11 protein-coding genes are annotated in these 13025 nt (G+C 70.1%); 6 read left to right on the top strand and 5 right to left on the bottom strand.

Annotated features, from left to right (window positions below):
* Positions 1-45: 45 nt before the first annotated feature.
* The gene (locus J8847_RS10895; protein ID WP_373888825.1) at positions 46-384 is read left to right on the top strand and encodes a PadR family transcriptional regulator; all 339 of its coding nucleotides are present in this window, start codon (positions 46-48) and stop codon (positions 382-384) included.
* Positions 381-923 (top strand): DUF2812 domain-containing protein, encoded by a 543-nt coding sequence (locus J8847_RS10890; RefSeq protein ID WP_211524723.1) that lies wholly within the window; start codon positions 381-383, stop codon positions 921-923. Before J8847_RS10895 ends, J8847_RS10890 begins: the two co-directional genes overlap by 4 nt.
* 18 nt (positions 924-941) lie before the next feature.
* Here J8847_RS10890 and J8847_RS10885 read toward each other — a convergent pair whose 3' ends face one another.
* Complete coding sequence (locus J8847_RS10885) at positions 942-1706, bottom strand: ZIP family metal transporter (RefSeq protein ID WP_211524722.1); 765 nt, start codon at positions 1704-1706, stop codon at positions 942-944.
* A gap of 93 nt (positions 1707-1799) precedes the next feature.
* On the opposite strand from J8847_RS10885, the gene J8847_RS10880 reads away from it, so the two are divergent.
* On the top strand, positions 1800-2255 hold the full coding sequence (locus tag J8847_RS10880; protein ID WP_211524721.1) for an acetyltransferase: 456 nt from the start codon (positions 1800-1802) through the stop codon (positions 2253-2255).
* 25 nt (positions 2256-2280) lie between these two features.
* A complete protein-coding gene (locus J8847_RS10875) occupies positions 2281-3690 on the top strand; it encodes a metallophosphoesterase (protein WP_211524720.1) in 1410 nt (469 codons plus the stop codon).
* Between the two features lie 206 nt (positions 3691-3896).
* Here the strand turns inward: J8847_RS10875 and J8847_RS10870 are convergent, their stop codons facing one another.
* Positions 3897-4382: a MarR family winged helix-turn-helix transcriptional regulator gene (locus J8847_RS10870; protein ID WP_211524719.1), complete on the bottom strand. Its 486-nt coding sequence runs from the start codon at positions 4380-4382 to the stop codon at positions 3897-3899.
* A gap of 150 nt (positions 4383-4532) precedes the next feature.
* Here J8847_RS10870 and J8847_RS10865 point away from each other — a divergent pair, with 150 nt between their 5' ends.
* Positions 4533-7361 carry an EAL domain-containing protein gene (locus J8847_RS10865; protein WP_229512705.1) on the top strand — a complete coding sequence of 943 codons (2829 nt, stop codon included), beginning with the start codon at positions 4533-4535 and terminating at the stop codon, positions 7359-7361.
* A gap of 102 nt (positions 7362-7463) precedes the next feature.
* Positions 7464-9914 carry a transglycosylase domain-containing protein gene (locus J8847_RS10860; protein WP_211524718.1) on the top strand — a complete coding sequence of 817 codons (2451 nt, stop codon included), beginning with the start codon at positions 7464-7466 and terminating at the stop codon, positions 9912-9914.
* Here J8847_RS10860 and J8847_RS10855 read toward each other — a convergent pair whose 3' ends face one another.
* From J8847_RS10855 to J8847_RS10845, 3 genes are all read right to left on the bottom strand, one after another.
* Entirely contained in the window at positions 9915-10445 is a 531-nt protein-coding gene (locus tag J8847_RS10855; protein WP_211524717.1) for a M23 family metallopeptidase, read from the bottom strand.
* Positions 10446-10513: 68 nt separating this feature from the next.
* A complete protein-coding gene (locus J8847_RS10850) occupies positions 10514-12364 on the bottom strand; it encodes a sensor histidine kinase (RefSeq protein ID WP_211524716.1) in 1851 nt (616 codons plus the stop codon).
* Between the two features lie 125 nt (positions 12365-12489).
* Positions 12490-13025 (bottom strand): hypothetical protein (locus tag J8847_RS10845; RefSeq protein ID WP_211524715.1); only part of this gene is annotated, 536 nt, incomplete at its 5' end.

The following is a 13025-nucleotide window of genomic DNA, read 5'->3' as shown; positions in this document are numbered from 1 at the left end:
TCGGTTGACGATATACTGAGACACGATATAAGAACAGGAGCCCGAGTGGACCTCAACTACGCCAAATACCTGCCGTTGTCGGAAGCCACGTACTACGTGCTGGCCGCCTTGGACGAGCCCTTGCACGGCTATGCGCTGATGCAGAAAGTCGAGGCGATGAGCGAAGGAAACGTGGTCATCGGCCCCGGTACGCTCTACGGCGCTTTCTCAGCCCTGGAGAAGCAGGGCCTGATCGAAAAGCTCAGCGAGGTCGAGCGGCGCAAGACCTACGGATTGACGGACAAGGGCCGGCTGGTGCTGGCCGAGCAGGTGCGCCGGCTTTCCGTCATGGTGCGCAACGGACAGTTTGCTCTTTCACATAACCATCAAGGAGACGCGGCGTGAACGGAACGGAGACGAAGTTCAAGTTTTTCTTTGCCCATGAGGACGAGCAGCAAGAGGCCTGGCTGCGCGCCATGGCGCGCCAGGGCCTGCACCTGGAATCGGTGCATCCGCTCTGCTTCTGGTCCTTCCGCCGCGCAGAGCCGGCCGACGTCGTCTACCGCATCGATTCGCCCGACGCCGGCCGGGATCCCGGCTTCCAGCAGCTCATGGAGGACGCCGGGTGGACGCTTGCGGCCAGGACGGTTGGCTGGCATTACTGGCGCACCGAGGCCGTGCGCGGAAAAGCGCCCGAACTGTTCAGCGACAACGCCTCGAAGGCAAGGAAGTTCAAGCAGCGGCTCGGCGTGCTGGTGGCCAGTGCGGTGCCGCTGTTCGTGGTGCTCGTCGTGACCGACATCCTCAGCCGGCTGCACGAGCTGTCGATGCCTTTCCTGCTGTCCTATGGGGGCGGTCTGGTCCTATACGTCCTGTTCCTGCAGTACTCGGTCGCGAAGCTGCTGCAGCGCATCCGCAGGCTGAACGGGCCTTTGCCGGCCTGAGGCGCCGGGCCAAGCTGTCTAGAGACCGCTCTTGCTGAGCGCGAAGGCTGCCAGGAAGCCCAGGACGGTGATGAGTCCCGCGAAATCGTGGGTCTCTTCGAAGGCTTCGGGAATCATGGTATCGACCAGCATGGCCAGCACCGCGCCCGCCGCCACGGCCATGGTGGCGGCCACCACTTCCGGCGGCGACTCGCTGAACACGCTGTATCCGGCCAGGGCCGCGATGCCCGACAGCAGGGCGATGCCGCCCCAGATGCCGAAGATGTAGTGCGGCGAGCGGCCCGCGCGCTTCATGCCGGCGGCGCTCGACAAGCCCTCCGGGATGTTCGACATGAAGATCGCTCCCACCGCGACCAGGCTCACGCCGTTCCCGCCCAACATCGACAGGCCGATCACGATCGACTCCGGAATCCCGTCGAGCAGGGCGCCGATCGCGATTGCCAGCCCGCTGCCGCTGTCCTGGGCTTCGCTCGGCTGGCGGCCGCCGGAGCGCTTGCGGTGGCGCGCACCCTGGCGCGCCAGCAGCCAGTTGGCCAGGGTGAACACGGCGGCGCCGGACAGGAAGCCCACCGCGCACGAGCCCAGGCCGTCGGTGTCATAGGCTTCGTCCATCAATTCGAAGGACAGCGCCGAGATCAGGACCCCGCTGCCGAAGGCCATGATGGCGGCGTTCAGGCGCTGCGGTATGGCGAATCGGTAGCCGGCCACGGCGCCCAGCAGCAGGGCGCCGCCCGCCAGCAGCCCCCAGAAACCCGCCTGCAGCCATGCCGGTATGCTGTCCATCGACTTCCTCCTTGTGCGCCATCATAGCGAAAGGCAAGATACTCGGCCGTACGCCTCATTCCCGTATCCCGGGGGATCAGGCACAATGGCGACATGAGTGAACCCGAAGCAGACAGCATCCGCATCCGCTGGTCCGAACCACAGGAAGCGGCCCGGCTGGCCGATATCTGGCGCCGCAGCGTGCGCGCCACCCACGACTTCCTGCGCGAGGAAGACTTCCGCGACATCGACATACTCGTGCGCGAGCATTACCTGCCGCAGACGCGGGTCTGGGTCATCGATGTGGATGACGCGCCGGCGGGTTTCATGGGCCTGTCCGGCGCCCACGTGGACGCGTTGTTCATCGATCCCGGGCGGCGTGCGCGCGGCCTGGGCCGGGCCTTGCTCGACCACGCCGCGCGCCTGGCCGGACCGCTGACGGTCGACGTCAACGAACAGAATGCTCTCGCGGTCGGCTTCTACGAGCGCATGGGTTTTCGCCGCAGCGGGCGCTCGCCGCACGACGATGCCGGCCGTCCCTATCCGCTGCTGCACCTGCGCCAGGACTAGGCCGCGCCACGATCCGGAGTCTTCCATGGATGTTCATCTTTTTGTCCGCGCGGCCGCCTTGCTGGCCTGCGCGCTGGCTGCGGGCTGCGGCAGCCTGGCCCGGGGGCCGGCGCCCGCGGACGAGCCGGCCTTCGTGGTCCTGGGCCCGGACGGCGAGGCGCGGGCGCGGCTGGTCACGCGCGAGCGCGGCTGCCCTGAGATCAGCCTGGACGGACGCGCTGTGCCGATGGCGGTGCGCGTGCCTTATGGCGCGATTCCGCCCCGCCCGGGCGCGGATCCGGTGCTGGCCGGGGCGCCGGGCAGCGCGGTCCTGACCTGCGAGCAGGTCTTGCCGGCCAGCGTGCGTACGGCCAGCGTGCGCGGCCAGCCGCTCGCGCTGCCTGTGCCGGCGCCGCGCCGTATCGTCGTCCTCGGCGACACCGGCTGCCGCCTCAAGAAGAGCAGTCTCCAGGATTGCAACGACCCGGACAGCTATCCCTTCGTCCAGGTGGCCGCCGCGGCCGCGGCCTGGAAGCCGGACCTGGTGATCCACGTGGGCGACTACCACTACCGCGAAGATCCGTGTCCGCCAGGGCGCGCCGGCTGCGCCGGCAGCCCCTGGGGCTATGGCTGGGACGCGTGGCGCGCCGACTTCTTCGCGCCCGGCGCCGCGCTGCTGCGCGCCGCGCCCTGGGTCATGACGCGCGGGAACCACGAGTCCTGCGCCCGCGCGGGCCAGGGCTGGTGGCGCTATCTCGACCCGCGGCCCTTCAAGCCCGGGCGCGACTGCGACCTGCCTGCCGGCGACGCGCGCGCCGACCACGCCGAACCCTATGCGGTGCCGCTTGGCGGCGGCGCCCAATTGATCGTGTTCGATACCTCCAATACCAGCTGGCGCGGCCTGCCCGAGAGCGACCCGCGGCGCGCGCGCTACCGCGACACCTGGCGCGAGATCGCCCGGCTGGCGCAGGGCGCCGCCTACAACATCGGCGTCGACCACCATCCGCTGTTCGCCTTCGGCGCCAGCCAGGATGCGAAGACGGGGAAGGTCAGCCTGTTCGGCGGCGACAAGGGCTTGCTGGACGCCTTTGGCGACATGGACCCCGGCTACCTGCCGGCGTCGGTCTCCATGCTGCTGTCGGGGCATGTGCACCTGTGGGAACAGCTCAGCTTCGCCAGCCGCCATCCGACCCAGCTGGTCAGCGGCTTCTCCGGCACCGCCGAGGACACCGTGCCGCTGCCGGCGGCGATCCCGCCGGGGACCGAGCCGGCGCCGGGCGCGGTCGTCGAGCACTTCAGTTCCTGGGTCGACGGCTTCGGTTTCATGACCCTGGAGCGCAGCGGCGCGGCGAGCTGGGAAGTCGGGGTGTGGGACCGCCATGGGCGGCAGCGCAACCGCTGCACGGTCGAGGGCAGCAAGTCGCGCTGCGAGCTGGGCCAGGTGACAGGGAATTAGCAGAAACGCACGGCAGTGCATTCGCACAAATGGGATTGCCTAAGCTTCACTTTTCAGGCAGACTAGCAGGGTGATACCGGCCTGTACAGCCGGCATCCGGTCAGCTACGGAGCGGATTCGTCCGCTTCTTTTGCGCCCCCGCATTGCCGGGGGCGTTTTTTCGGCGTCTTTCCTACGCCGCGTCCAGGATTGAGTGACAGCCAGCTCTACAGCTGAGCCAGCGGAATCTTGCCGGTATCGTCCGTATCCAGCTGTTCGATCAAGGTCTCCAGGTCGCGTTCCATGCGCAGCAGGGTGGTTTCGTCGAGGCTTGCCAGCGCATCCGGCAGGACGCCGGCGAAGGGCATGGGCGCGCGCGCCAGGATCTCGGCGCCGGCCGGCAGCACCCGCAGCGCCACGTTGCGGCGGTCGGCGCTTTCGCGGCTGGCGGCCACGAAGCCGCGCTCGACCAGGCTGCGCACCAGGTTGCTGGCGGTGGACTGATGGATGTCGAGCTCGCGCGCGAGGCTGGTGGCGCCGATGCCGGGCTGGCGTTCGATGACCGACAGGGCCCACAGTTGGGCTCCGCCGACGCCGGTGTCGCGTTCGACCTGGCGGAAGTGGGTCTTGACCGCATTGAACACGATGCGGAACTGGCGCAATACCCGCTGGGGCGGGGTTTCGGGAGGAAGGGAAGGGGTTTCTGGTCGCATGCCGCGATGATACCCGATGCGGCCTTCCACGGGGTTGACGCGGGCGTGCCGGTGCACGCCCGTTTGCCGGGTGTGGCGCCCTTGCTGCGGCGTAACGTCCCGCCAGCCCCTCCGCTTCTTTGCTAGCATCGGGCAATGCGAAGCACGCCTTTGAACCCCACTTCCCTGCGGATGGGCGCGCTCTCGCGCGCGGCGGTGGCCACGTTCTTCCTCGGCCTCGCCTTGACCGTGGTCCTGTGCGCCGGCCTGCGGCAGGCCGAGACCGAGCGGACGCAGGCCGAGTTTGCCCAGCGCGCGGCGGTGCGCGCCGCCGCCGTCACACGCGCCTTTGACGAGGCGACGGATGCCTTGCGCGCCACCAATCTGTTCTTCCAAGTCTCGGGGCAGCAGTCAGGGGCGCAGTCTGGCGCGCAGTCGGGTGATGTGGGCCGCGCCCAGTTCGACGCTTTCGCCCAGCCGCTGATCCGGCGCCACGGCTATCTCCAGGCGCTGGAGTTCCAGCGCTTCGTCAGCGCGGCGGAGCGCGCCGCCTTCGAGGCCGAGCGCGCCCGCCTGTGGCCGGGCTTCGCCATCAGCGAACGCGGGCCCGCCGGGCTGGAGCGCGCCGGCCCGCGCGCGCGCTACCTGGTCAACGATTACGTGGCGCCGATCGTCGGCAACGAAGCGGTGTATGGCTACGATGCGCTGTCCAATCCGGCCCAGCGCGCATTCAGCGCGCGCGCGGTCGACAGCGGCGAGCCGATCGCCAGTCCCTTGCTCGACCTGGTGCAGGGAGGCTGGGAGCGGCGCGGCATCCTGATCGCGATGCCGGTCTACCGGCCCGGCGCGCGCCTGGAAAGCCTGGCCGAGCGGCGCGCCGCCGCGCTCGGGCTGACCGTGGTCGTGATCGACGTCGCCCTGCTGGTCGACGGGAGCCTCGACGCCGCGCACCTGCTGGGCGACCGCGACTTTTCGCTGAGCCTGAGCGCGGCGGGCGCCGACGGCGCCATGCTGCAGGTGTTCCGGCACGGCCAAGCGCCCGGTCCGCTGCCCTGGTGGCAGGTGCTGGCCGGGGAGTCGCAACTACGCCTGAAGCGCGGCTTCGACGTCGCCGGCTCGCGCTGGGAACTGGAAGTCGAGCAGCGCCCTCCGGGGCTGGTCCACCGCCTGGCCGAGCTGGCCGCCCTGGTGTTCGGCATGGTCCTGAGCCTGGCGGTCGCCAGCCTGGTGCACCAGCGCAGCGCGCGCATCCGGCGCACCGAGGCCCTGGTCGAGCAGCGCACCGCCGCGCTCGAGATCGCAACCGGCTCGCTGCGCCTGTACCAGCGCGCCATCGAAGCGAGCGCCAATCCCATCCTGCTGGCCAGCGCGCTGCGGCCGGGTTTCCCCATCGAGTACGCCAATCCGGCGACCACCCGCGTCTACGGCTATGCGGCCGAGGAGCTGGCCGGCCGCCCGCTGGCCATGCTGGCGGGTGATGCCGCAGACCAGCCGGCCCTGGAGGAGCTGCGCCAGGCGCTGCGCGAGCGGCGCGAAGGCCATGCCCTGGTGCGCCAGCAGACCCGCGACGGCACCGAGCTGTTCGGCGATGTCTACATCGCCCCGGTGCGCCGGCCCGGCGGCGTCACCGAGCACTTCGTGATCACCGTGTACGACGTGACCAAGGCCAAGCGCTACGAAGCGGAGCTGGAGCACCACGCCCAGTACGACACCCTGACCGGCCTGGCCAACCGCGCGCTGCTGGCCGACCGCATCGAGCGCGCCATCGGCACCTCGGGCGGCAAGCCGGTGTGGGCGGTGGCGCTCGACATCGACCACTTCAAGCTGATCAACGACACCCTGGGCCGCAGGACCGGCGACGAGGCGCTGCGCGCGGTCGCGGCGCGCATCCAGGCGGCGGTGCGGCCGGCCGACACCGCGGCCCGGGTCGGCGGCGACGACTTCATGCTGGTCCTGTGCGGCTGCGCGGACGAGCGCCAGGCCGCGGCGCGCCTGCAGCTGGTGCGCGAGGCGGTCTCCGAACCGCTCGAACTGGACGGCCAGGCCCTGGTGCTGGGCTGCACCGCCGGCGTGGCGGGCTATCCGGCCGATGGCGAGGATGCCGAGACCCTGGTCAAGCATGCCGAGATCGCGATGTACCGGGCCAAGGAGACCGGCCGCAACGCAGTGCAGTTCTACGAGCCGCACATGAACGCGCGCGCGATCGATCGCTTGGTGCTGGAGGGCGCGCTGCGCGCGGCCATCCAGGACGACCAGTTCGAGCTGCACTTCCAGCCGCAGGTGGACCTGGCGAGCGGCTTCGTGGTGGGCACCGAGGCCCTGATCCGCTGGCGCCACCCGCAACTGGGGACCGTGCGCCCAGACCGCTTCATCGCCCTGGCCGAGGAGACCGGGCTGATCGTCCCGATCGGGGCCTGGGTGCTGCGCACCGCCTGCCGCCAGAACCAGCGCTGGCGGCGCGCGGGCCTGGGTCCGCTGCGGGTGGCGGTGAACCTGTCGGCGCGCCAGTTCGCCGAACCGGACCTGGTGGAGACCGTGGCGCGCGCGCTCGAGGAATCCGGCCTGCCGCCCGACTCGCTCGAGATCGAGCTGACCGAGAGCATGATGATGAGCGACGTCGAGGCGGCCATCGAGACCATGCGCTGCCTGAAGCGCATGGGGGTCAAGCTCTCGATCGACGATTTCGGCACCGGCTATTCGAGCCTGTCCTACCTGAAGCGCCTGCCGGTGGACGTGCTCAAGATCGACCGCTCCTTCGTGCAGGATATCGTCTCCAGCGCCGACAGCGCGGCGATGGTGGTCGCCATCGTCTCGCTGGCCCACGGGCTGCGCATGAACGTGATCGCCGAAGGAGTCGAGACCCTGGAGCAGCTCGACTACCTGCGCAACTGCGGCTGCGACGAGGTGCAGGGCTATGTCTATTGCCAGCCCCAGCCCGTGCAGGAAGTCGAGCCCCTGCTGCGCGCCGGACGGGTCCAGCCGGCGCCGGTGGACGCCTGAGCCCCCGAGAGAGCGCTGGCGCACCGTCGGCGCAGTCGCGGTCGGCTATACTTGATCCATTGCGCATCATTGCGCGCGGATCAGTAATTGGCGGGACAATCAGTGAACCAGGACGACACGACAAGCAAGCGAGTAACACGCCATGGCAAGCGCCTGGTGGCGGGCGCCGCCCGGCATGCCCAGGCCGGGGTGACGCGGGCCAGGGAGCGCCTGCGCGACCGACCCCTGTGGGAGCAGGCGGCCCTGGTCGGCCTGTGGTCAGCGGCCGCGCTCCTGTCCATCTTCTTCGTCTACCTGCTGATCCTGATTCCGCTCACGCCCGGCATCGAGGACCTGAACCAGGCGCGCACCGCGCGCCCGACCCGCATCCTGTCGGCCGACGGCAAGGAACTCGGCACCTTCGAGCAGGGCCTGCAGGAGCGGGTCAAGCTGTCGCAGATCTCGCCCGAGGTGATCAAGGCCCTGATCGCCACCGAGGACCACCGCTTCTACGAGCACCACGGCGTCGACTTCACCCGCATCGCCGGCGCCATGTGGGCGACGCTCAAGGGCGACCCGCAGGGCGGCTCCACCATCACGCAGCAGCTCGCGCGCAACATGTTCCCCGAGGAGATCGGGCGCGCGCGCAGCATCAACCGCAAGATGAAGGAGCTGATCACCGCGATCAAGATCGAGAACACCTACAGCAAGACCGAGATCCTCGAGGCCTACCTGAACACGGTGCCCTTCCTGTACAACGCCTACGGCATCGAAATGGCGGCGCGCACCTATTTCAACAAGCCGGCCGCGCGCCTGGACGTGCTGGAAGCGGCGACCCTGGTCGGCATGCTCAAGGGGACGCATTACTACAATCCGGTCACCAATCCCGAACGCTCGCTCCAGCGCCGCAACGTGGTGCTGAACCAGATGCGCAAGCACGGCGCCTTCACCGAGCAGCGCTACCGCCAGCTGTCCAAGCGCCCGCTGCGGGTGCGCTTCGCGCGCCTGCCGGACCGCAGCGGCCGCGACAGCCACTTCACCGCCGCCGTGCGCAAGTGGCTGCTCGAATGGGCCGACGAGAACGACTATAACCTCCAGCTCGACGGCCTGGTGGTCGAAACCACCCTCGACCTGGCCCTGCAGGAGGCGGCCCAGCGCGCGGTGGAGCGCCAGTCGAATGCGCTGCAGGCGATCGCCGACGTCGAGTGGTCCCAGCCCAGCCTGGTGCGCTCGACCTCGACCGGCATGTACCAGTCGATGCGCGGCGACGTGAATCCCTTCGCCTATTACTGGAGTTCGCGCGCGCGCACCCTGGACGCCTTCGTGCGCGAGAGCGCCGAGTACCGCCGCGCGGTCGAGGAGGGCGAGGCCCCGGCCGCGGCCCTCAAGCGCCTGAAGGGCGACCGCCAGTTCATGAACGCGCTCAAGACGGCCAAGTCGCGCCTGGAAGCGGGCTTCGTGGCGATCGACCCGACCAATGGCGAAGTGCGGGCCTGGGTCGGCAGCCGCGACTTCGAGCGCGACCAGTTCGACCACGTCGCCCAGGCCCTGCGCCAGCCCGGCTCCACCTTCAAGCCCTTCGTCTACGCGGCGGCCCTGGAGCGCGGCATTCCGCCCGACCAGACCTACCGCGACGTGGTGCAGGACATCCGCGCCGCCGACGGCAGCGTCTGGCGTCCGACCGACATGTCGGGCAACACCGGCCGCAGCATGACCATGCGCGACGGCCTGGTCTACTCCAAGAACACGATCACCGCCCAGGTGATGCAGGAAGTCGGGCTGCCGCCGATCGTGCGCCTGGCCCAGGGCATGGGCATCCGCCAGAGCAAGCTGTCGGCCGTGCCCTCGCTCGCGCTGGGCACCAGCCCCGTGACCCTGCTCGAGATGGTGAGCTCCTACGCCACCATCGCGGCCGAAGGCGAGTACCGCAAGCCGGTCCTGGTGCGCCGCATCCTGGACCGCGACGGCAGGGTGGTGGCCGATTTCGGCGCCGCCGTGCCGGAACGCGCGATGTCGCAGGAGTCGGCCGTGACCCTGATCGACATGCTGCGCGGCGTGGTCACGCGCGGCACCGGCGGCGGGGTGCGCTACCGCTTCGGCATCGCCGGCGACGTGGCGGGCAAGACCGGCACCACCCAGAACAACACCGACGGCTGGTTCATCCTGATGCACCCGAACCTGGTGGCGGGCGCCTGGGTCGGCTTCAACGACAACCGGGTGACCATCCGCAGTACCTACTGGGGCCAGGGCGGCCACAATGCGGCGCTGCTGGTGGGCGATTTCTTCCGCGCCGCGCTCGACAGCGGCAAGATCGACCCGAAGGCCGCCTTCCCGGGCGCGCCGGCGCCGGCCGCGCCGCGCTACGAAGACGAGGGCGAGGAAGAGTTCGAAGAACTGCCGGGCGATGCGCCGGTCGAGGTGATGGTGCCGGAAGAAGAGTCCGAGCCCGCCCCGCAACCGACCGAGGAAGAGATCCAGGAGGCCGTCGAGGAACAGGCGCCTCCGGTCCCGGAGCCGGCGCCGCCGCCGGCCCAGATCCAGGGCGCGCCCGATCCGGCGGCCGACATTCCGTGATCAGGGCGCGCCGGGCGTCGTACTCAGCAAGGGATAGGGGTTGAGCGCGCCGCCCGCTTCATACACGCCGTAGTGCAAGTGCGGCGGCGTGCCCTTGGCGTTGCCGCTGTCGCCCACGTAGCCGAGCACGCGCCCCGGCGCCACCCGCATCCCCGCATGCACATCCGCGTAGCCGTCCAGGTGGGCGTAGTAATGACGCTGCCCGGCCGGCCCCAGCACCCACACCACCAGTCCGCCCAGCCGGTTGGATCCGACCCGCAGCACGATGCCTTCGGTGGCCGACAGCACCGGCGTGCCGCGCCTGGCGAAGATGTCGATGCCCTCGTGCCGGCGGCCTTCGCCGCGCGCCGCATGCCAGGTGTCGCGCAGGCCCTTGGGCCGCACGCCCTGGACCGGCATGGCGAGCGAGGTGGGAGCCGGCATCCCGGCCAGGCGGATCGCGTACAGCGCGTGCCTGAGCCAGGGTTCGAGCAGGGCATAGCCCAGGATCAGGACGGCGGCAAGCAGGAGACTGCGCAGGAAGACTCGCATGGGTGCTCCAACGGTGGCGGATCCTGAACAGGTATGGGCGCGCCTTCGGATTTACAGGGCGGACTCGATCAGGCGGCGCTGGCCGCCGCTTCGCCGCCGGCGTCGGCGGCGGGCGCGCTCACTTCCGGCGCCGGGCAGGCGGGAAAGCTCACGGTGAAGGTGCTGCCGCGGCCCTGGCCTTCGCTCTGGACGTGCACGGTGCCGCCGTGCAGCGAGGCGAGCTGCTTGACCAGGGCCAGGCCCAGGCCCAGGCCGCCCTGGGCGCGGTCGATGCTGGTCGGGCCCTGCACCAGCACGTCGAAGATCACCGGCAGCAGCTCCGGCGCGATGCCCACGCCGGTGTCGCTGACCTCGACCACGGCGCGGCCCGCCACGCGGTAGCCGCGCACGGCGATGCGCCCGCCCGCCGGGGTGTACTTGATGGCGTTGTGCAGCAGGTTGTCGATGATCTGCTCCAGGCGGGTGCGGTCGCCCTCGACCCATACTTCCTCGACTTCCACGCTCCACTGGTGGTTGCCGGCATCCACCAGCGCCTTGGCCGCGCAGCAGGAGCGCAGGATGTCGGCCAGGTCGACCCGCGTGTGCTGGAGCACGATCTTGCCGGACAGGATGCGCTGGACGTCGAGCAGGTCGTCGACGATGCGGGTCAGGTGGCGCATCTGGCGCCGGCTGATCTCGCGCGCGTTGGCGGCGACTTCCGGTTTGATGGCCGGCATGTCGAGGACCGCCATGGCGCCCGAGATGGCGGCCAGCGGATTACGCAGCTCGTGGCCCAGCATGGCCAGGAAATTGTCTTTCGCGCGGCTCTGGCCTTCGGCCAGCTTGCGGGCGTGCTGCTCGCTCAGCAGCAGCTGTTCGCGTTCGTTCTGCAGGGCCTGGCGCACGGAGCTTTCGCGGGCCAGGGCCTCGCTGGTGTGATGCAGGCCGGAGAGCAGGGCGTCGACTTCCTCGACCCGGGTCGGGGCCGGGCGCGGCAGGGCGCGCTGGCCCAGCGAGCGCGCCGCGGCGGCCGCGTGGCGCAGCGCCGCTTCCAGCTTGTTGCCGAGGAAGGCCGCCACCGCGAGCGCCAGGCCCATCAGGAGCATCAGGGCCAGCGCCGCGTACAGGGTGGCGGTGCGCGCCGCGGCCTCGATTTCCGCCACCGGCACGCCGATCACGACCGTCCAGTTGCTGGTCTGGGAACGGGTGAACACGCCATAGACTTCGGCGCCGTCATGGGTGGTGTGGCGGAACACGCCGCTGCTGGTGGCGCGGGTAGCGGCCAGGAAATCCGGGCGCATGGGTTTGCCCACCGTGCTGCCGGCGTGGCGGTTGCGCACCAGGGTGGTGCCGGCGGCGTCGAAGATGCCGACCACCCAGTCGCGGCCGAGCGCGTCGTGGTTGAGGATGCGCGCGAAATGGCGCACGTCGAAGACCCGGCTGACGATGTAGTGCTTGCCGGGGCCGACCACGGCCGGAACGTCGACCGACACCGTCGGCCGCTGGGCCATGGTGCCGACGAAGTAGCCGGACACGCGCGTGCCGCGCTCGGGCGTGACCTCGGCCGCCCAGGCGCCGGTGGTGGAGGGAAGCGGGGTGCCGAAGGGCACCAGGGTATTGAACAGGCCGCGGCCTTCCTGGTCGGCCAGCACGGTCCAGGACCACAGGTTGCCTTCGTTGATCGAGCTGGCCCAGCGGTGCAGGCGCGCGTAGTCGCTGCTGCGCAGGCTCTCGGAATGGGCAATGCCGCGCAGCGAGGATTCGGCGGCGGCGATCTCGCGGTCGATCTGGAAGGCGGTGGCGCGCGCCATCTCCTTGACGCTGCTGATGCGCGACTCGCGTTCCCAGTCGAGCAGCATGGACAGCCCGATCCAGAAGGCGAGCGCCACTGGGATCAGGATGGCCGCCGCCATCAGGAACAGGTAGGTACGAGTCTTCATCCGCCGTAAGTCTTGCCGAAAACAGGAAAACGGCATGCTCCGGCCGCGTCGCCGGACCATGCCCATCAGCAATCATTGTAACGGGATAAAGTTTTTCTTGTTAGATATTTGTCGTGCAAGCAACTTTAGCGGGCAGGCGCTGTGTTGCGCCAGCCACGCTGGCGGGCGGCTTCCTCGCCGGCGGCATCCAGCGGCGCGCCTTCGATGCGGGCGTCGATGGCGTCCAGCACGGCCGGGGGCAGGGCGCTGCCGGCCTGGCGGTAGCTGCCTGCCAGCTGGGGCGAGGTCTCGGACAGCACCGGAATGCGCCACTCCTGGCCTTCGCGGCAAGCCAGGCCGGCCGAGGCGCCGTAGACGAAGCCGCGGCAATAGTTGCCGTCGCGGGAGGCGAAGCTGACGCCGACCCGGGCGGCGCCGCCTTTGGCGCCGCCAACTTGCCGGTCGAGCGCATCGGCCAGTTCGCCCTGGGCCACCAGTTGGCCGCCGTTGCCGGCGATGGCGGGCTCGCCGCCCCCCGGGCCGGCCTTGCCGACCAGGATGCCGAGCACCAGGGTCGCGGCCAGTGCGCCCCATTCGGGCCAGGACCAGCGCCGGCGCGCGGGCGGCTCGGCCTGCGGCTTGATGCGCGCCGCGGGGGGCGGCGGGCGCGGCCCCCCCCCCC

Source organism: Massilia sp. AB1, from assembly GCF_018119385.1.
Classification (GTDB): Bacteria; Pseudomonadota; Gammaproteobacteria; order Burkholderiales; family Burkholderiaceae_D; genus Telluria.
The sequence above is the reverse complement of the archived record's forward strand: the minus strand, read 5'-3'. Positions and strand labels throughout refer to the sequence as shown.

Bases quoted from the DNA above. Each gene is read 5' to 3' on its own strand.
- J8847_RS10870 (WP_211524719.1), bottom strand. From the start codon at position 4,382: ATGCGACCAGAAACCCCTTCCCTTCCTCCCGAAACCCCGCCCCAGCGG.
- J8847_RS10850 (WP_211524716.1), bottom strand. From the start codon at position 12,364: ATGAAGACTCGTACCTACCTGTTCCTGATGGCGGCGGCCATCCTGATC.
- J8847_RS10880 (WP_211524721.1), top strand. From the start codon at position 1,800: ATGAGTGAACCCGAAGCAGACAGCATCCGCATCCGCTGGTCCGAACCA.
- J8847_RS10875 (WP_211524720.1), top strand. From the start codon at position 2,281: ATGGATGTTCATCTTTTTGTCCGCGCGGCCGCCTTGCTGGCCTGCGCG.
- J8847_RS10885 (WP_211524722.1), bottom strand. From the start codon at position 1,706: ATGGACAGCATACCGGCATGGCTGCAGGCGGGTTTCTGGGGGCTGCTG.
- J8847_RS10855 (WP_211524717.1), bottom strand. From the start codon at position 10,445: ATGCGAGTCTTCCTGCGCAGTCTCCTGCTTGCCGCCGTCCTGATCCTG.